General features: G+C 69.6%; 17 protein-coding genes and 1 pseudogene. 8 read left to right on the forward strand and 10 right to left on the reverse strand.

From position 1 onward, the window contains the following. Nucleotides 1-2 precede the first annotated feature (2 nt). Nucleotides 3-533, reverse strand: coding sequence for a GNAT family N-acetyltransferase (locus ACFYRX_RS30425; protein WP_389106426.1), 531 nt, complete (start codon nt 531-533; stop codon nt 3-5). A 26-nt stretch (nt 534-559) separates the two neighbouring features. Here ACFYRX_RS30425 and thpR point away from each other — a divergent pair, with 26 nt between their 5' ends. After that, a complete protein-coding gene (gene thpR, locus ACFYRX_RS30430; protein WP_389106429.1) occupies nt 560-1,132 on the forward strand; it encodes an RNA 2',3'-cyclic phosphodiesterase in 573 nt (190 codons plus the stop codon). Between the two features lie 223 nt (nt 1,133-1,355). Here the strand turns inward: thpR and ACFYRX_RS30435 are convergent, their stop codons facing one another. Beyond that, nucleotides 1,356-2,348: an aldo/keto reductase gene (locus tag ACFYRX_RS30435; protein WP_389106432.1), complete on the reverse strand. Its 993-nt coding sequence runs from the start codon at nt 2,346-2,348 to the stop codon at nt 1,356-1,358. Between the two features lie 121 nt (nt 2,349-2,469). Here ACFYRX_RS30435 and ACFYRX_RS30440 point away from each other — a divergent pair, with 121 nt between their 5' ends. The 3 genes from ACFYRX_RS30440 (at nt 2,470) to ACFYRX_RS30450 (ending at nt 6,633) form a co-directional block, all read left to right on the forward strand. Further along, on the forward strand, nt 2,470-3,396 hold the full coding sequence (locus ACFYRX_RS30440) for a nuclear transport factor 2 family protein (protein ID WP_389106435.1): 927 nt from the start codon (nt 2,470-2,472) through the stop codon (nt 3,394-3,396). An 82-nt stretch (nt 3,397-3,478) separates the two neighbouring features. Then, on the forward strand, nt 3,479-5,080 hold the full coding sequence (locus ACFYRX_RS30445; protein WP_389106437.1) for an amidase: 1,602 nt from the start codon (nt 3,479-3,481) through the stop codon (nt 5,078-5,080). A gap of 299 nt (nt 5,081-5,379) precedes the next feature. Then, nucleotides 5,380-6,633 carry an RNA-guided endonuclease InsQ/TnpB family protein gene (locus ACFYRX_RS30450; protein ID WP_389106440.1) on the forward strand — a complete coding sequence of 418 codons (1,254 nt, stop codon included), beginning with the start codon at nt 5,380-5,382 and terminating at the stop codon, nt 6,631-6,633. On the opposite strand, the pseudogene ACFYRX_RS30455 reads toward ACFYRX_RS30450, so the two are convergent. The 7 genes and pseudogenes from ACFYRX_RS30455 to ACFYRX_RS30485 all read right to left on the reverse strand — a co-directional run. Next, a pseudogene (locus tag ACFYRX_RS30455) lies at nt 6,634-7,046 on the reverse strand (PIN domain nuclease); the annotation flags it as partial. Beyond that, complete coding sequence (locus ACFYRX_RS30460) at nt 7,043-7,258, reverse strand: type II toxin-antitoxin system VapB family antitoxin (RefSeq protein ID WP_389106442.1); 216 nt, start codon at nt 7,256-7,258, stop codon at nt 7,043-7,045. The pseudogene ACFYRX_RS30455 and the gene ACFYRX_RS30460, both read right to left, overlap by 4 nt. Before the next feature lie 115 nt (nt 7,259-7,373). Next, on the reverse strand, nt 7,374-8,294 hold the full coding sequence (locus ACFYRX_RS30465) for an RNA polymerase sigma-70 factor (RefSeq protein WP_389106445.1): 921 nt from the start codon (nt 8,292-8,294) through the stop codon (nt 7,374-7,376). 23 nt (nt 8,295-8,317) lie between these two features. After that, entirely contained in the window at nt 8,318-8,701 is a 384-nt protein-coding gene (locus ACFYRX_RS30470) for a DoxX family protein (protein ID WP_389106448.1), read from the reverse strand. Nucleotides 8,702-8,774: 73 nt separating this feature from the next. Further along, nucleotides 8,775-9,410 carry a 1,4-alpha-glucan branching protein gene (locus tag ACFYRX_RS30475; RefSeq protein ID WP_389106451.1) on the reverse strand — a complete coding sequence of 212 codons (636 nt, stop codon included), beginning with the start codon at nt 9,408-9,410 and terminating at the stop codon, nt 8,775-8,777. 48 nt (nt 9,411-9,458) lie between these two features. Continuing rightward, nucleotides 9,459-10,376: an NADP-dependent oxidoreductase gene (locus ACFYRX_RS30480; protein WP_389106454.1), complete on the reverse strand. Its 918-nt coding sequence runs from the start codon at nt 10,374-10,376 to the stop codon at nt 9,459-9,461. 72 nt (nt 10,377-10,448) lie between these two features. Continuing rightward, nucleotides 10,449-11,129: a GDSL-type esterase/lipase family protein gene (locus ACFYRX_RS30485; protein ID WP_389106456.1), complete on the reverse strand. Its 681-nt coding sequence runs from the start codon at nt 11,127-11,129 to the stop codon at nt 10,449-10,451. 158 nt (nt 11,130-11,287) lie between these two features. Between ACFYRX_RS30485 and ACFYRX_RS30490 the strand changes: the two genes are divergently transcribed. Both ACFYRX_RS30490 and ACFYRX_RS30495 read left to right on the forward strand, forming a co-directional pair. Continuing rightward, nucleotides 11,288-12,286, forward strand: a complete 999-nt coding sequence (locus ACFYRX_RS30490; RefSeq protein WP_389106459.1) for a WD40 repeat domain-containing protein — start codon at nt 11,288-11,290, stop codon at nt 12,284-12,286. A gap of 169 nt (nt 12,287-12,455) precedes the next feature. Continuing rightward, entirely contained in the window at nt 12,456-13,970 is a 1,515-nt protein-coding gene (locus ACFYRX_RS30495; RefSeq protein ID WP_389106461.1) for a cellulase family glycosylhydrolase, read from the forward strand. Between the two features lie 126 nt (nt 13,971-14,096). On the opposite strand, the gene ACFYRX_RS30500 is transcribed toward ACFYRX_RS30495, so the two are convergent. Further along, a complete protein-coding gene (locus ACFYRX_RS30500; RefSeq protein WP_389106463.1) occupies nt 14,097-14,486 on the reverse strand; it encodes a hypothetical protein in 390 nt (129 codons plus the stop codon). Between the two features lie 345 nt (nt 14,487-14,831). On the opposite strand from ACFYRX_RS30500, the gene ACFYRX_RS30505 reads away from it, so the two are divergent. Then, on the forward strand, nt 14,832-16,445 hold the full coding sequence (locus ACFYRX_RS30505) for an alpha/beta hydrolase (RefSeq protein WP_389106466.1): 1,614 nt from the start codon (nt 14,832-14,834) through the stop codon (nt 16,443-16,445). A gap of 101 nt (nt 16,446-16,546) precedes the next feature. Continuing rightward, nucleotides 16,547-16,810: a hypothetical protein gene (locus tag ACFYRX_RS30510; RefSeq protein WP_389106469.1), complete on the forward strand. Its 264-nt coding sequence runs from the start codon at nt 16,547-16,549 to the stop codon at nt 16,808-16,810. The last annotated feature ends 25 nt before the right edge of the window (nt 16,811-16,835 follow it).

Raw genomic sequence — 16,835 nt, forward strand, 5'->3', positions numbered from 1 at the left:
CCCTACGGCAGTACGCGCATGGCCAGCACCTGGCCCGGCCAGTCGTTGTTCACCCCGGCGGTGTAACTCTCCGTCGGGGTGAAGCCGTTGGCCTCGTAGTAGGCGACCAGTTTGCCGTCGTCGCCCGCGTAGCAGTCCACCCGCAGCAGGCCCACGCCCGCGCGCCGGGTCTCCTCGGCGGCGTGCGCGAGCAGGGCGCTGCCCGCGCCGAGGCCCTTGAAGCGGCGGTCGGAGGCGAGCCAGTGGATGTACCGCTCGGGCTCACCGGGCGGCGCGAGAGCGGCCAGATACGCGCCGGGCGAGTCGGTGATCGTGAGGGTCGCGGCCGGTACGCCGTCGGCCTCGGCGATGAACACGCTGCCCTCGTCGATGTACCGGGCGACGGACTCCACCGTCTTCGGGCTCCCGGACAGCGGCTCGGTGCCCCACTGGCGGGGGCGCCCCTGCGCGACCAGCCACTCGACACAGCTGTCGAGCATGCCGAGGATCACGGGTATGTCGCCGGGACTGCCGTCCCTGATGCTGATCTTCATGCCCCCATGGTGACAGGCTGACCCGCATGAGACTCTTCGCCGCGGTGCTGCCTCCGCAGGATGTGTCCGACGAACTCGCGCTGAGGGTGGCCGAGTTGAGGCGGCTCCCCGGAGCGTCCGAGCTCCGCTGGACCGGCGTCCCGGGGTGGCACTTCACGCTCGCGTTCTACGGCGAGGTCGACGACGACGTCGTACCGGAACTGTCGGAGCGGCTGGAGCGGGCGGCTCGGCGGACGCCCTCGTTCCCGCTGGCCGTGCGCGGGGGTGGGGAGTTCGGGCACGGGCGGGCGTTGTGGGCGGGGGCCTCCGGTGAGCTGCCCGCGCTGCGGCTGCTGGCGGAGCGGGCGGAGGCGGCGGGGCGGAAGGCCGGGGTGGAGATGGGGGAGCACCGGCGGTACAAGGCTCACCTGACGGTGGCGCGCAGCCGGGAGGCTGTGGATGTGGGGCCGTACCTGGAGGTGCTCGACGGGTTCACCAGCCGGACCTGGTCGGTGGAGGAGCTGGCGCTGGTCCGGAGCAACCTGCCGGTGTCCGGGGTGCCGGGGGAGCAGCCGCGTTATGAGGTGGTCGGCCGCTGGGCGCTCGGCGGGGCCGGTTAGGCTCGGTGTGTGGACCCGAAGACGCGGAACCGGATCATGGCCGGTGTGCTTGTGATGATGTTCGTCGTTGTGGCGTTGGCCGCGGCGCTCGGTAGGTAGGGCCGGGTTCGGGGAACTGCGGCCGGTTGTCGGCTGCTGCGCCGTCGTGGCTGGTCGTGCCCGCGGGGCGGAGCCCCGAATCGACTCCGCCCCGCGCCCCTATGGGGCGCTCCCGCTTACGGAGTCACCAGGCGAAGGCCTCCGGGGACGGCCCTGTGCCCGGGAAGATCTCGTCCAGTCCTGCCAGGACCTCCTCGTTCAGCTCCAGCTCGACAGCCCTGAGCGCCGACTCCAGCTGTTCCGCCGTGCGCGGGCCGACGATGGGGCCGGTCACGCCGGGGCGGGTCAGCAGCCAGGCCAGGGCCGCCTCGCCGGGCTCCAGGCCGTGCTTCTCCAGCAGATCCTCGTACGACTGGATCTGGGCGCGCTTGGCCGGGTCGGCGAGGGTGTCGGCGGCGCGGCCGGAGGCGCGGCGACCGCCCTTGGCCTCCTTCTTGATGACCCCGCCGAGGAGACCGCCGTGCAGCGGTGACCAGGGGATCACGCCGAGGCCGTACTCCTGGGCGGCCGGGATGACCTCCATCTCGGCGCGCCGCTCGGCGAGGTTGTACAGGCACTGCTCGCTGACGAGGCCGATGGTGCCGCCCCGCCGCGCGGCGATCTCGTTGGCCTGGGCGATCTTGTAGCCGGGGAAGTTGGAGGACCCGGCGTACAGGATCTTGCCCTGCTGAATGAGGGTGTCGATGGCCTGCCAGATCTCCTCGAAGGGGGTGGCGCGGTCGACGTGGTGGAACTGGTAGATGTCGATGTAGTCGGTCTGGAGCCGCTTGAGCGACGCGTCGACGGCCCGCCGGATGTTGACCGCGGAGAGCTTGTCGTGGTTGGGCCAGGCCTCGCCGTCCGCGGCCATGTTGCCGTAGACCTTGGTGGCGAGGACGGTCCGGTCGCGGTTCGCCGTGCTCTTCGCGAACCAGTTGCCGATGATCTCCTCGGTGCGGCCCTTGCTCTCGCCCCAGCCATAGACGTTGGCGGTGTCGAAGTAGTTGATTCCCGCGGCGAGAGCCGAGTCCATGATCGCGTGCGAGTCGGCTTCGTCGGTCTGCGGGCCGAAGTTCATGGTGCCGAGGACGAGTCGGCTGACCTTGAGTCCGGTGCGTCCGAGCTGCGTGTACTTCATGACCACCCAGCCAACGTCGTGGAGTGCGCTCTAGGCAAGCGACCTTGACGCTAACTAAAGGTTAGTGCTTTCCTGTGGCAAGCGTGAGCTTGAAGTTTCAATATCGCACTCAGGAGACCCCGTGCCCCCCACCACGCCCGTCCGCAGGACCCTCGTCGCCCTCGCCGCCTCCGCCGCACTCCTCGGTGCCGCCGTACCGGCTGTCGCGGCGCCGCACACCGCTCCCGCCGCGCAGGCCGGCTACGGCGACTCCGCCCGCCTCGCCTACCAGAAGGCCGTCGCCGTCCGGGTGCTCAAGGGGGTGTTCGAGCAGGGCGACACCAAGGTCGTGGACCGTTTCGTACGGCCCGACTACATCCAGCACAACCCGCTCGCGCCCGACGGCGCCGAGACGCTGAAGAACCTCGCCACGACCGTGCACCAGCAGCTCCCGGACGCCCAGTACCGCGTCCAGCGGGTGATCTCCGAGGGCGATCTCGTACTGGTGCACTCCAACGTGGTGATGGTGCCGGGGACCAAGGGGTCCGCCGTCTTCGACATCTTCCGCTTCCAGGGCGGGAAGATCGCCGAGCACTGGGACGTCGGGCAGAACGTGCCGGACACCACCGCCAACGGCAACGACATGTTCTCCACGGTGAGTTGGCCGCGGGCCTCGTGGCCCGCCCCCGGTTTCCTCACCGCGTACAACAAGAAGCTGGTGGTCACCGCCTTCGACCAGCTGATCGTGAAGAAGGACCTGTCCGCCCTCGACCGGTACTGGGGACCCGAGTACGAGCAGCACAACCCGAACATCGCCAACGGGGTGGCGGGGGCGAAGGCCGGGCTCGGGGCGTACTTCAAGGCGGTGCCGCAGCTGAGGGTGGAGCCGAAGCGGGTCATCGCCGAGGGCGACCTCGTGGCCGTCCACAGCAACTACATCCCGGCGCCGGGGGAACGCGGGCAGGCGATCGTGGACCTCTTCCGGGTGGTGGGCGGGAAGATCGTGGAGCACTGGGACGTGATCCAGGACGTGCCGGCCACGTCGGCCAACGACAACACGATGTTCTGACGGTTCCTGCGGCCTGCCCCCCACTGGAATCGGGGGGCAGCCGTAGGGATTTGGGCCGGTCAAGTCCCTAGCGTTTCCTGTCATGGAACGGATTCGGAGTACGCGCCGGGGTGTACTGGCGCTCGGTGCGGGGACCGCCGTCTCGTCGTGGGCGGGGGCGGCGGCCCCGGCGCGGGCGGACGTGGGACACGGGGAGTTCGACGAGCTGGGGATCACCGAGCTGCGTCGGCTGATGGAGGGCGGACGCCTCGACGCGCAGCGGCTGACGCGGTACTACCTGGAGCGGATCGAGCGGATCGATCCGCTGCTGCACGCGGTGATCGAGGTCAATCCGGACGCGATGCGGGAGGCCCGCCGACTGGACCGGGAGCGGGCGCAGGGGCGGCGGGGGCCCCTGCACGGCATGCCGGTGCTGTTGAAGGACCTGGTGGAGACCGGGGATCGCATGCACACCACGGCCGGGTCACTGGCCCTGGAAGGCGTACAGCCCTCGAGGGACGCCACGGTCGCCGCACGGCTGCGAGCCGCCGGGGCGGTGATCCTCGGCAAGACCAACCTCAGCGAGTGGGCGGGCGGACTGTCGCTCACCCACCATGCCGGGTGGAGCGCGCGCGGCGGCCAGACCCGCAACCCGTACAAGCTCGACCGCTCGCCGAACGAGTCCAGCTCCGGCACGGGCGTCGCCGTCGCGGCCAACCTGTGCGTCGCCGGCATCGGCACCGAGACCAACGGCTCGATCATCGACCCGTCCTCGGCGAACTGCGTCGTCGGCGTCAAACCGACCGTCGGACTGGTCGGCCGGGGCGGTGTGATCCCCGGGGTGCCCAGCCAGGACAGCGTCGGCCCGATGGCACGCACGGTCCGGGACGCGGCGATCATGCTCGGCACACTGGTCGGCGTCGACGCGAGGGACCCGGCGACGCCCGCGAGCCGGGGACACTTCCACCGCGACTACACCCGTTTCCTGGACGCGGACGGCCTGCGCGGTGCGCGTATCGGCGTTCCGCGGACCGTGTACTTCGGGTACGACCACCACGCCGACGAGATCGCGGAACGGGCGATCGGTGTGCTCCGCGCGGCCGGAGCGGTGATCGTCGACCCGGCCGACATCCCCACCGCCGAGCAACTGGAGGACCTGCCCGGCTCGATGGTCGTCCAGGCCTACGAGTTCAAGCGTGCCCTGAACACGTACCTGGCCGGAGCCGGCGGCGAACACCCGCGCGACCTCGCCGAGTTGATCGCCTTCAACCGCGCGCACGCCGACCGTGAACTGCGGTACGTACGGCAGGACGGCCTGGAGGCGGTCGAGAAGCTGGACTTCTCGGAACGGGAGTACCGGGACGCGCTGGCGATCAACCACCGGCTCTCCCGAGCGGAGGGCATCGACGCGGTGGTGCGCAGGCACCGCCTCGACGCCCTCGTGATGCCCACGACCGGCCCTCCCGCCAAGATCGACCTGATCCGGGGGGACATGTACGGCGGCGGCGCCTCCACACCCGCGGCCCTCGCTGGGTACCCCGCGGTGAGCGTCCCGGCGGGGTTCGCGTTCGGACTGCCGGTGGGGCTCACGTTCATGGGAACGGCGTGGAGCGAGCCGGTACTGCTGCGGCTCGCGTACGCGTACGAGCGGGCGAGCGGGGTTCGGCGGGTGCCGACGTATCGGGGGGCGGATGTGGGGTTCTGACCTTTGGTCAGCATGCGAAGTGGGGGATGGCACGGCCTTGTTCTCGCCCCGGCTGCTCCAGGAAAGCGGGTTCAGCGAAATTCTTGCGAGGAACCCCAGGCGTTTACGCCTGGGAGGAATCGCATCGTGTGGTGGCGACGCGGAGCGTCGCGGTGTCCGGGAGTTCGGGCGCGGAGCGCCCGTGGCGCTGTCCGGCGGAGCCGGGCAATACCGAACGTACGCTCGGTGTGTCGCTGAATGGTGGGGCGGGTGTGCGGAAGCCGTCTGTGTGTGCGGGTGGCTGTGTAGGTTCGGGTGTCATGAAGCTGGTGGTGCAGGTCAAGCTGTTGCCGACGCCCGTACAGGCGGCGGCACTTGAGGCGACCCTGCACGCCTGCAACGAGGCCGCGTCCTGGGCGTCCGGGGTCGCCTTCGCCAGGGACGTGAAGCGGAACTTCGCGCTGCGTCAGCACACCTACGCCGAGATCAGGCAACGCTGGGGTCTGGGGGCGCAGGCCGCCCAGCACACCATCAAGAAGACCTGTGACGCCTACCGGACGCTGGCGGCGAATCTGAAGGCCGGGAACCTGGGCAGGCCGTGGTCGAAACGGTACCGGCGGGCGGTGGAGAAGCCGGTCACGTTCCGGCCCGAGGGCGCGCAGCCCTATGACGACCGGATGCTGTCCTGGCAGATCACCGACCGGACCGTCTCCCTGTGGACCCTGTCCGGGCGGATGAAGGGGGTGGCGTTCACCGCTTCCCCGGAGCAGCTGGCCCGCCTGGCCCTGTACCGCAAGGGCGAATCCGACCTCGTCGCGCGAGACGGCATGTGGTTCCTGCAGGCCACCTGCGAGATCCCCGAAGCACCCCTGAACACCGATCCGGTGGCCTTTCTCGGCGTCGACATGGGGATCGTGAACATCGCCACCACAAGTGACGGTCAGATCATGGCCGGACGCGCTCTGAACCGGGGACGGCTGCGCGAACGCACCCTGCGCACCAAGCTGCAGAAGAAGAACACCCCGTCCGCCAAGCGCCGTCTGAAGAAGCGTGGGCGCAAGGAAGCCCGGCGGGCGAAGGACATCAACCACAAGATCGCGAAGCATGTGGTGGCCGAGGCAGAACGCACCGGTCGCGGAATCGCCCTGGAAGAGCTGACGGGCATCCGTGAACGGGTACGGCTTCGCAAGCCCCAACGGGCCACCCACTCCAGCTGGAGCTTTGCCCAGCTGGGGGCGTTCATCGCGTACAAGGCCAAGAGGGCCGGAGTGCCGGTGGTGTATGTCGATCCGGCGTACACCTCCCGCACCTGCGCCGAGTGCGGCCACATCGACAAGGCGAACCGGGTCTCCCAGGCCTGGTTCGCGTGCCGGTCCTGCGGATTCGTTGATCACGCAGACCGCAATGGCTCCCGCAACATCCGCGCCCGCGCGGAAGAGTTGTGGCGACGCGGGGCACAGTCAACTGCCCCAGACCCACCCCCGACACCCGGGCGTGGGACCGGACGCAAGCGCAGCATCACACCCAGTGGCGCCCGCTGTGCAAGCCCGGGACTTCAGTCCCGGGTACGTTGACTCGGCGGTACCGGCGGGGGCGACCCACGCGGTCGGCTGTCCGGTGACCGCGGCGATCATGTCGTAGTCACCGTCGTAGTGCAGAACGACAGCGCCGTGGCGCTCAGCTGTCGCCGCGATGATGAGGTCCGAGACGGAGAGCGCCTTCCCGTTTCCCTCGTTGATGGGGAGCGTCTGCACCTCCAGCGCGCGGTCCCAGGCTTCGTCGGGCGTCGGCAGCCGGTCGAAGCCGCGCATCTCGTCGCGGATCCGTTCGGCATCCGCCTTCGATCTTGCGCTGTGCAGGACTTCGAGTTCGACCGCTCCGCACACGGCGAGCATTCCGGCGTTGTGCAGGGGGTCGATGACGGCGCGAACGACGGGTGTCGGATAGCGCGCAACGCCGACTTGTCGACCAGGTAGCGATCGGTCATGCCGCGCCCTGAGCGTCGGTGGGCCTTTCGACGGGCCCGGTGAGGTCGGGCAGCCCACCCTCCGCCAGCCAGCCCAGAAAGGACGCACGCTTACGCCGTTTGATGGCGTCCTCAAGGGCGGCGTTGACCGTGGCGACCTTGGTGCTGGTTCCGAAGATCTCAGCGGCTTCGGCCAGTTTCTCGTCGTCGATGTCGATGACAGTGCGTGCCATGCGGGCCTCCCCAGGTCGGAACGCTGCTCCGTGGTGTCGATATCAAATCTTCCCCGATTTGATATCGAGGGGGGCGGTGGACCAGGTGGCCACAGGGGAGCGGAACATGTGTCGGTCAGTCCGTGGCGCGGGCCGCCTGGAGTTCCCGGTGGATCGCCCACGCGTCCGCGACCGGGCCCAGGTGGCCGAGCTTCTCGGGGTTGATCACCATCCGGACTGTCTGGATCCGGCCGTCCCGGACATCGAGGGCCATGGTGTGCAGGACCCTGCCGTCGCGGTCGTGGAAGATCGCGCCCGGCTGTCCGTTGAGGTCGTGAGGCGTGAAGGTCACCTCGATCCGGGCCATCCGCGGGAAGACCGAACCGAGCAGCCGGGCCACGTTGGAGGCGCCGGTGATCGCCCTCGCCAGTTGCGGTGCCTTGCCGCCGCCGTCGCCGACCATCGAGACATCGGCGGCGAGGAGGCCCTGGAGGCCGTCCACATCGCCCTCGCGGAGGGCGTCGAAGAAACGGGACGCCAACTGTTCGCGCTCCTCCCGCGCCGCCTCGAAGCGGGGGCGGCCCGCCGCCATGTGGCGCCGGGCCCGGGACGCGAGCTGGCGGCAGGCCGCCTCAGTGCGGCCCACCGCCGCCGCGACCTCGGGGAAGCCGAAGTCGAAGACCTCCCGCAGGACGAACACCGCGCGCTCCAGCGGGCTGAGCCGCTCCAGGAGCAGCAGGGCCGCCATCGACACCGAGTCGGCGAGTTCGGCCACCCGCGCGGGGTCGTCGTAGGGATCGTCGAGGAGCGGCTCGGGGAGCCAGTCGCCGACGTACTGCTCCCTGCGGACCCGCGCCGAGCGCAGTACGTCGATCGCGATCCGGGTCACCGTGGTCGAGAGGTAGGCCTTCACCGACCTGGGCTCGGTCGCGGTGCCCTCGTAGCGCAGCCAGGTCTCCTGGACGGCGTCCTCGGCTTCGCCGACGCTGCCCAGGATCCGGTAGGCGATCGAGAACAGCAGTGGCCGCAGCTCCTGGAACTCCTCGGTTCTGCTCATGTCTCTTCCTCGGTGGTCGTGGGTCAGCCGGTGAAGGACTCGGGGCCGAAGCGGCCCCACGCGATGAACACCGCGAGCGCGAGGTAGGCCAGGTTCAGGGCCACGAACGCGGACTCGCCCCGGCGGCCGTGGGTGATCATCGCGCCGATCATCAGGAGGATCCAGCAGACGGCGGTCACCGGCACCAGAACCGGTGCGATGTCGAGCGCGGCGGTCAGCACCAGGCCTGCGGCGGCGAGGAGTTCGAGGACGCCGAGGGTCTTCACGAAGGCCGTACCGGCGTCGCCGGTCCATCCGCCGCCGTGGGCCGCGGCGAGCTTCTCCCTGGGAACGAAGGTCTTGGTGACACCGCCGGTCAGGGCCACCGTGGCCAGCAGTCCGGCGGCGATCCACAGCGCGAGGTTCATCGTCCACTCCTTGACAGAGGTTGCCTGCACCTCTCGGGACGAGACAGCCGGCCGCGCTGTGACATCGCCGGTCTCAGAGAGTGCGCAGGGTCGCGAACACGCCTCGGGTACGGGTGCCGTCCGGTGCGTCCCAGGCCCCGGAGAGGTGGCCGGACGCGCCCTCGGGGACCGTGGGCAGCGGGATCCGGTGGAGGCGGAGGGCCGTGCCGTCCGGGAGCCGGAGCCCGCTGCCGTCCTGGTCCTCGGTGACCTCGACGGGGCCCTCGGCGGCGGGGAGGGCGGGGCCGGTCCAGGAGTGCGTGACCTCGTCGTCGGGGGTGTCGCTGAGGCTCTGGGCCTGGGCCTGGACGCGTCCCTCGAACAGGGCGAGGAGTTCGGCGCGCAGGACCGGGTCGTGGACGCCGTCGTAGGCCCAGCGGGGGCCCAGCACGCCGTGCTCCATGGTGCCGACGAGGGCGTGGTCCGCGCCGGGGAGCGGGGCGGCACGGTAGGTGAGGGGGACCAGATAGGCGACGGGTTCGGGGCCGGAGGTGTCGCCGGCCACCATGAACTCGATGCCGACCTCGCCCGCCGGATCGTCCAGCCGGAACCCGCCGGCCTTGGCCAACTCCGGTGCGCCGGTGCCGACATACCAGGGGCGGGTGGGCAGCCAGGTGGTGAGCAGTTCCAGCTTCGTGGGCTTGAGGGTGGTGTTGTGGATGATCGCCATGCGACGGATTCTGTCAGTCGGCCGCGGGGGAACACATGGGCAATCGGCCTACGGCCGGAGCACGATCTTGCCGTGGGTGTGGCCGCGTTCCAGTTCGCGGAACGCCTCCCGCACCTGTTCCAGCGGGTGGACGCGGGCGATCGGCACCGTGAGGTCCCCGCGCGCGGCGAGCCGGGCGAGTTCGCCGAGTACGACCGCGCACGCGGCCGACCCCTCTCCGTAGGTCCGGGCGCCGACCCTGGACGCGGTCCGCCAGTCGCGGATCGTGTTGATCCGCTCGGGCCGCACGCCCAACTCGACCGCCAGGTCCACATATCCGTCGCCGAACGTGTCGATGAACGCGTCGACGCCCCCGTCGGCGGCCTCCCGGATCCGCTCGGCCACGCCCTCCCCGTACGCGACCGGGACGACACCGTGCTCCTTCAGCCAGGCGTGGTTGCGCTCGCTCGCCAGCCCGATCACCGTGGCGCCGCGCCGCCGCGCGAGCTGCACGGCCAGTGAACCGACCCCGCCCGCCGCACCGGACACCACCACCGTGTCTCCCGGCACGGGGTCCACGGCGAAGACGGTCGCGTACGCCGTCGTACCGGCGACGTACAGGGCACCGGCCGCCTCCCAGGACAGCCCGTCCGGACGGTGGACGATGTTCACGTCGTCCACCACGACGAACTCCGCGTGGCTCGCCCTGCTGTGGGTGAAGCCCAGCACCTCGTCGCCCACCGCGAACCCGCGCACCTGAGGGCCCGCCTCCACCACGACACCGGCCAGGTCACTGCCCTGCCCGGACGGGAACGTCGCCGGCCAGCGGTCGTGCCGCGCGCCCTCGCGGATCATCACCTCGCCGGGCTGGATCCCGGCCGCGCGCACCTCGACCAGCACCTGCCCCGGCCCCGGCGACGGCCGCGCCGCCTCCTCGACCCGCAGCACGTCGATCCCGCCGTACTCGTGGAAACGGACCGCCTTCACGCGTGATCACCGCTCTTCCTCACCAGGGACAGGGCGGCGCCTTCAACGGCCCCGGGGCGGACCGGTATTCCCTCAGCCGGCCGCTTCGTACCGCTCGCCCAGGTCCCACGCCTGGTGCATCGCCTCCGCGAAGGCCGCCGCGATCCTGTGCTCGCCGCTCGCGTTCGGGTGGGTGCCGTCGTACGTGTCGTGGTTGATGTCCCACGACGGCGGGAGCGAGGCCGGCAGCAGGGGGGAGCGGGGCTCGTCGAGGTCCGCGATGGCCTTGGCCAGGAGTTCGTTGAAACGGGTGACCTGGGTGGCGAAGGCCGTGTCCGCTTCCGCCCGGACGTTCGGGATCACCGGGAGGACGACCATGCGGATACGGGGGTTCGCCAGACGGGCCTGCGCGACGAAGGCCCGTACGTTCTCCGCCGTCTGGTCGGCGTTCGTGTAGAAGCCCAGGTCGATCAGACCCAGGGAGACCAGCAGGACGTCCGCCTTGTGCGCCCGTACCGCCTCGCCGATCAGCGGAACCATGTGCTGCCAGCCCTCGCCCCAGCCGGCCAGGTGGGCCCGCGGGAAGTCGGGGTCGGCGTACTCGTACGACGTGGGCGCATCCGCCGCCTTGTCGTACAGCGTCTCGCGCGGGCCGACCAGGGCGAAGGGGCCGCCGTAGGTGTCGCGCAGGTGCTGCCACATCCGGTAGCGCCAGGTGTGCTCGCCCGCGCTGCCGATGGTCATGGAGTCGCCGACGGGCATGAATCGCAGCATGCGCTCATCATCGGTGATTCTTACCGGCGAGTAGCGGGTCTCGCGCATCTCCGCGCTGTGAAGATGGCCACGCGCCGCCACGCCACGCACCGGCAACGGCCTGCCTCGGCCCGGCCCGTTTGCCGCGTCCTGCGGAGCCGGATGGCAGGCTTGGGGCCATGCGTCGACCCTTCGCTCTCCTCGCCGGGATCCTCCTCGCGGGCGCCTGCGCCCTGCCCGCCGCCGTGCCCGCCTCCGCCGCCGACGGCGACGGCAAGGGGGACAAGGGCTTCACCATCAGCGACCCCCGGATCACCGAGTCCAGCGGGCTCGCCGCCTCCCGTCAGCATCCCGGCATCTACTGGACCCACAACGACCAGGACACCGGCGCCTACCTCTACGCCGTCGACAGCGCGACCGGCAAGACCGTCGCCAGGATCACCATGACCGGCGTGGGCACCCCGCGTGACGTCGAGGCCATCTCGATTGGGCCCGACAACCAGATCTGGGTCGGCGACATCGGCGACAACGACGGGGTCACCTGGCCGTACGTGTGGGTCTACAAGCTGCCCGAGCCGAAAATCCTCAAGGACCAGTCCGTCAGGGCCACGCAGTACGTCGTGAAGTACTCCGACGGCTCCCGCGACGCCGAGTCCATGGTCGTGCACCCCAAGACGGGGCGCCTGTACATCATCGACAAGCAGGAGGACGGCGGGCATCTGTACGAGGGGCCCGCGAAGCTCTCCTCCTCCGGCACGAACCTCTTCAAGCCCGTCAAGGCCGTCGACCTGTGGGCCACCGACGCCGCGTTCTCGCCCGACGGCCGGCAGCTCGTCGTACGCGGGTACTTCGGCGGTCTCTGGTACGACTGGAACGGCGGCGACATCAAGCGCGAGGGCCGGCTCAGTGTGCCCCTCGGGCAGGGCGAGTCCGTCTCGTACTCCGTCGACGGGACCAAGATCCTGCTCGGCATGGAGGGCACGGACAGCGAGGTGGAGGCGCAGGACGCGCCCGGTGACGGCGGCTCCAAGTCCCCTTCGGGCAGCGGGAGTTCCTCGGCCTCCGGAAGCGACGGCGGCGGAGCGTCCGACGGCAACCTCAAGGTCGGCGCGCTGGCGGTGGCGGCCGTCGCCGCGGCCTTCTTCGGACTGCGGCGGCTGTTCCGGCGTTCGCCCTGACGCCCGTTCGCCGAGAACTGCGCTGAGCACTTCGGCGAGAACAAGGTGACGCCGGATGTCTTGACGTGTTCATGCGATCTGTCTTCCATGGGGAGTGCAGGGCAGTGGGAGCGCTCCCACTGAGTTTCCGGGCCCGCGCCTCCCGACCCCCCGAGAGGAAGCAGCGAACATGTTCCGCAGCTTGCGAAGAGTGCTGTGTGCGGTGGTCGCGGCACTTCTGCTACCGCTGGGCGCGCAGGCCCACGCGGCCGAGACCGCGGCCGACGCCGGAGCCGGTTACTGGCACACCAGCGGCCGTCAGATCCTGGACGCGTCCGGGCAGCCGGTCCGGATCGCCGGGATCAACTGGTTCGGCTTCGAGACCGGCAACTACGTCGTCCACGGCCTGTGGTCCCGCGACTACAAGTCCATGATCGACCAGATGAAGTCGCTGGGCTACAACACGATCCGCATCCCCTACAGCGACGACATCTTCAAGTCGGGGACCGTCCCCAACAGCATCGACTTCTCCAGCGGCAAGAACGCCGACCTCCAGGGCCTCAACTCCCTTGGAGTACTGGACAAACTCGTGTCGTACGCCGGCCGGGACGGCCTGAAGGTCATCCTCGACCGCCACCGTCCCGACTCCGGCGGCCAGTCGGCGCTCTGGTACACGGCCGCCGTCCCGGAGACGACGTGGATCGCCAACCTCAAGGCGCTGGCGACGCGTTACAAGGGCCAGGACACGGTCGTGGGCATCGACCTGCACAACGAGCCCCACGATCCGGCCTGTTGGGGCTGCGGTGACACTTCGCTGGACTGGCGTCTGGCGGCCCAACGGGCCGGCAACGCGGTGCTGGGGGTCAATCCCGACCTGCTGATCTTCGTCGAGGGTGTGCAGACCTTCAACGGCGTCTCCGGCTGGTGGGGCGGCAACCTGATGGGGGTCGGCCAGTACCCGGTGCAGCTGAGTGTCGCCAACCGGGTCGTCTACTCGGCCCACGACTACGCGACGAGCGTGGCCCAGCAGAGCTGGTTCAGCGATCCGACGTTCCCCGCCAACATGCCGGGGATCTGGGACAAGTACTGGGGCTACATCTTCAAGCAGAACATCGCCCCGGTGTGGGTGGGCGAGTTCGGCACCACCCTCCAGTCGACCGTGGACCAGAAGTGGCTGGCGGCGCTGGTCTCGTATCTGCGGCCGACGTCGACGTACGGCGCCGACTCCTTCCACTGGACGTTCTGGTCGTGGAACCCCAACTCCGGTGACACGGGCGGCATCCTCAAGGACGACTGGCAGACCGTGGACACCGTGAAGGACGGCTATCTCGCGAGCGTCAAGGCGCCGGGCTTCCCGAGCTCGGGCGGCGGCGGGAGCGACCCCGGTGACCCGGGCGGCGGCACGGCGGCCTGCACGGCCTCCTACTCCGTCAGCAGCGACTGGGGCGGCGGCTTCAACGCCGAGGTGAAGGTGGCCAACTCCGGCTCCTCCGCGCTCAGTTCCTGGAAGGTCACCTGGACCTGGCCGGGCGCGCAGAAGGTCACCTCCATGTGGAACGCGTCGTACACCCAGAGCGGCGCGACGGTGACGGCGGTGAACGCCTCGCACAACGGGGCGGTGGCGGTGGGCGGTTCGGCGAGCTTCGGCTTCGGGGGCGCGCCCGGGGGCGGGGGTGTGCCGAGCGTGAGCTGCACGGCGACGTGAGGAAGGGGGCGCCCGGTTCTCATCGGGCGCTCTGCCTTGACACGTAGGGGCGTTCCGGGTCGTCGGAGGTTGTCCGGAGGGGCATCCGAGGCTACTGGCCCTGGTTGTCGAGGTGGCAGTGGGTGGTCAGGCGTCAGGGTCGACTTCGGGGTGCGTGAAACGCACCGGCTTGCCCAGCGACCGGGCGTGGACGATTTCGGATCGGGTGCTGTCTCCGATGTAGTCGCCGACCACGAGCACCTCATCAGCGAGCCGGATCTTCGCCCGGTGCAGATCGTCGAGTCGAACCTTCAGCGCCTCGGCTTCGACAGGATCGGACGAGAGTTCGTGCGGCGACTTCATGTCGCAGCCCGGTTTGACGACGATCCTTCCGGCTTTGGTCTCCCGCAGATCGGCCTCGTTCATCTCGGTCATGAAGCGGGTGGAGCCGCAGATCGCGACGATACGCGGGAGGCTCAACAGCTTCTTCGCGTCGACGAGCTTCTCCTCGGGGGTGAGCAGGTGCGGGTAGGACACCGGTTCCTCCTGGTGGTGTGGCTCAAAGGGGCGCCTGCGGAGACGGGGGTCGGCATCCCCGAGAGCAGCACGGTCACCACTGTGTACACCGGAACGGCCGGCGCTACGGCCAATTCGGCAAGGCGGCCCCATATGGTCAGTCGCCTGCTGGTTCTTGAGTGGTCGTCTCTCCTGTCCAGAGCTCCTGTGCGCGGTCCGTCAGGTCGCCGCGCCAAGTGTCTCCGGATCAAAGGAGTTTCAAATCTTCTCTCAGATGATTCTCATCCGCGTGTTTCTTCGGCAGGATCCGGTCAGGTCCGTGAAGTTTTTGATCTGTACCAACCTCCCCTGAGCTGAGAGAAGTTCATGAGAAGAAGCGCAGTCGTACTGTGCGGAGCGACCGTCGTGCTGGCGGGGACGCTCACCGCCGTCCCCGCCGAGGCCGGCACGTCGCTCTCCGCGGTCACCGCCCAGGCGGTGGCCAAGGTCAGCTGGAAGAAGTGCGGCGGGGAGGACTCCCCGACTCTCCAGTGCGGGTCGGTGAAGGTGCCGCTCGACTACGCCAAGCCGAAGGGGCGGCAGATAACCCTGGCCCTGTCCAGGGTCCCGCACACCGCGAAGAAGTACCAGGGCCCGCTGCTGGTCAACCCCGGCGGCCCCGGCGGCAGCGGTCTCGGCCTGGCCGAATTCGTCGCGGGCGCGCTGCCCAAGGCGGTCGCCTCCCAGTACGACGTCATCGGCTTCGACCCGCGCGGCGTAGGCGAGAGCAAGCCCGCCCTCGACTGCAAGCCGGGCTACTTCAACCCGGTGCGCCCGGACTCGGTGCCCAGCACGGCCGCGATCGAGAAGGCCAACCTGGAGCGCGCCAAGTCCTTCGCCGCCGCCTGCGGTAGCAAGTACGCGAGCGTGCTGCCGTACATCAACACGATCAACGCCGTGAAGGACATGGACTCGATCCGCACGTCCCTCGGCGCCAAGAAGATCAACTACTTCGGCTACTCGTACGGCACCTACCTCGGTCAGGTCTACGCCAAGCTCTTCCCGACCCACGTGCGCCGCCTGGTGCTGGACTCGATCGTCGACCCCGACGGGGTCTGGTACGACGCCAACATCTCGCAGGACTATGCCTTCGACGCCCGCCAGAAGGCGTTCATGGCGTGGATCGCCAAGTACAACTCCACGTACAAGCTCGGCACCGACCCGGCCAAGATCGGGGCCAAGTGGTACGCGATGCGGGCGGAACTCGCCAAGAAGCCGGCCGGCGGCAAGGTGGGCGCCTCCGAGCTGGAGGACACCTTCATCCCCGGCGGCTACTACAACGGCTACTGGCCCTCGCTCGCCCAGGCGTTCGCCGCCTACGTCAACGACAAGAACGCCACCCCGCTCGTCAAGGCGTACGAGGGCATGGCGGCCATCGACTCCTCCGGCGACAACGGCTACAGCGTCTACACGGCCGTGCAGTGCCGTGACGCCGCCTGGCCGCGCGACTGGAACCAGTGGCGCAAGGACAACTGGGCCGTGTACAAGAAGGCCCCGTTCATGGCCTGGAACAACGCCTGGTACAATGCGCCGTGCGCGTACTGGCCCACCAAGCAGCTGAAGCCGGTCAGCGTCGCCAACAGCAAGCTCCCGCCGGTGCTGCTGTTCCAGGCGACGAACGACGCGGCCACCCCGTACCAGGGCGGCGTCACCGTCCACCGCCTGCTCAAGCACTCCAGCCTGGTCGTCGAGCAGGGCGGCGGCAACCACGGCATCTCGCTGAGCGGCAACGCCTGCCTGGACAAGTACCTGGTGAAGTACCTGACCGACGGCACCGTGCCGCGCGGCCACGGCACGGCCGACGCGACCTGCAAGAAGCTCCCCGACCCGGTTCCGTCAGCACCCCAGTCGGCGAAGGCGGCCCTCAGCGGCACCTCCGCACCGGCCGCCGTCACGCCCGACGGCACCACCCTGCACGGGATCCTCGGCTTCCGAGGCTGAGCCCGACCTGAACGACCTTGAGGGCGCCCGGTGTTCACCGGGCGCCCTCGCTGTCTGTCAATCTGGACGAAGGTCCGGCCCGCGATCATTGGAGGCGACTGATGGCCGTGTACACCCCGAACTTCCCTGGCTTCGGCAGCGTGATGGAGGAGGCTTGGACCAAGGTTCACTCCGATGGTGAGGCGAAGGGTGAGGCCAGGGGAGAGGCCAAGGCCGTCCTTCGGGTTCTCCGTACGCGGGGTGTCGAGGTCTCCGAGTCCGTGGAGGAACGGGTCATGGCCTGCGTCGACCTGGAGGTCCTGGAGACCTGGCTCGACCGCTCCCTGACCGTGGAGAACGCCGAGGACCTGTTCGGCGAGGAGTGAGTGGCCCGCCTCAGCACGAGAGACA

Source organism: Streptomyces sp. NPDC005374, from assembly GCF_042872225.1.
Taxonomy (GTDB): domain Bacteria; phylum Actinomycetota; class Actinomycetes; order Streptomycetales; family Streptomycetaceae; genus Streptomyces.

What these genes read in the sequence shown, in the direction of transcription:
- ACFYRX_RS30450 (WP_389106440.1), top strand. Translation starts at nt 5,380, where the DNA reads ATGAAGCTGGTGGTGCAGGTCAAGCTGTTGCCGACGCCCGTACAGGCG.
- ACFYRX_RS30435 (WP_389106432.1), bottom strand. Translation starts at nt 2,348, where the DNA reads ATGAAGTACACGCAGCTCGGACGCACCGGACTCAAGGTCAGCCGACTC.
- ACFYRX_RS30485 (WP_389106456.1), bottom strand. Translation starts at nt 11,129, where the DNA reads ATGCTGCGATTCATGCCCGTCGGCGACTCCATGACCATCGGCAGCGCG.
- ACFYRX_RS30505 (WP_389106466.1), top strand. Translation starts at nt 14,832, where the DNA reads ATGAGAAGAAGCGCAGTCGTACTGTGCGGAGCGACCGTCGTGCTGGCG.
- ACFYRX_RS30445 (WP_389106437.1), top strand. Translation starts at nt 3,479, where the DNA reads ATGGAACGGATTCGGAGTACGCGCCGGGGTGTACTGGCGCTCGGTGCG.
- ACFYRX_RS30475 (WP_389106451.1), bottom strand. Translation starts at nt 9,410, where the DNA reads ATGGCGATCATCCACAACACCACCCTCAAGCCCACGAAGCTGGAACTG.
- ACFYRX_RS30495 (WP_389106461.1), top strand. Translation starts at nt 12,456, where the DNA reads ATGTTCCGCAGCTTGCGAAGAGTGCTGTGTGCGGTGGTCGCGGCACTT.
- ACFYRX_RS30460 (WP_389106442.1), bottom strand. Translation starts at nt 7,258, where the DNA reads ATGGCACGCACTGTCATCGACATCGACGACGAGAAACTGGCCGAAGCC.
- ACFYRX_RS30470 (WP_389106448.1), bottom strand. Translation starts at nt 8,701, where the DNA reads ATGAACCTCGCGCTGTGGATCGCCGCCGGACTGCTGGCCACGGTGGCC.
- ACFYRX_RS30510 (WP_389106469.1), top strand. Translation starts at nt 16,547, where the DNA reads ATGGCCGTGTACACCCCGAACTTCCCTGGCTTCGGCAGCGTGATGGAG.
- ACFYRX_RS30465 (WP_389106445.1), bottom strand. Translation starts at nt 8,294, where the DNA reads ATGAGCAGAACCGAGGAGTTCCAGGAGCTGCGGCCACTGCTGTTCTCG.
- ACFYRX_RS30425 (WP_389106426.1), bottom strand. Translation starts at nt 533, where the DNA reads ATGAAGATCAGCATCAGGGACGGCAGTCCCGGCGACATACCCGTGATC.
- ACFYRX_RS30490 (WP_389106459.1), top strand. Translation starts at nt 11,288, where the DNA reads ATGCGTCGACCCTTCGCTCTCCTCGCCGGGATCCTCCTCGCGGGCGCC.
- thpR (WP_389106429.1), top strand. Translation starts at nt 560, where the DNA reads ATGAGACTCTTCGCCGCGGTGCTGCCTCCGCAGGATGTGTCCGACGAA.